The organism is Pseudomonas sp. SIMBA_068 (genome assembly GCF_046534705.1).
GTDB lineage: Bacteria > Pseudomonadota > Gammaproteobacteria > Pseudomonadales > Pseudomonadaceae > Aquipseudomonas > Aquipseudomonas putida.
The window spans coordinates 1-264 of record NZ_JAWRYI010000738.1; the positions used below are offsets into that span (position 1 = coordinate 1).

Consider the following 264-nt stretch of genomic DNA (forward strand, 5'->3'; position numbering starts at 1 on the left):
TCAGGAACTGGAAGCCTTTATTGAACAAACCACACCCGTTCTGCCTGCCAGTGAAGAGGAGCGCGACACACAGCCGACGCTGAGTTTTCAGCGTGTACTGCAACGTGCGGTCTTCCATGTCCAGTCCTCCGGTCGCAATGAGGTTACCGGTGCAAACGTTCTGGTCGCTATCTTTAGCGAACAGGAGTCGCAGGCGGCATATCTGTTGCGTAAACATGAAGTCAGCCGTCTCGATGTGGTGAATTTTATCTCTCATGGCACGCG

Annotated in this window: 1 pseudogene; it reads left to right on the forward strand. The window is 53.4% G+C overall.

The annotated features are described in order from the left end of the window. Nucleotides 1-264 (forward strand): annotated as a pseudogene (gene clpA / locus SB756_RS31220) (ATP-dependent Clp protease ATP-binding subunit ClpA); the annotation flags it as partial.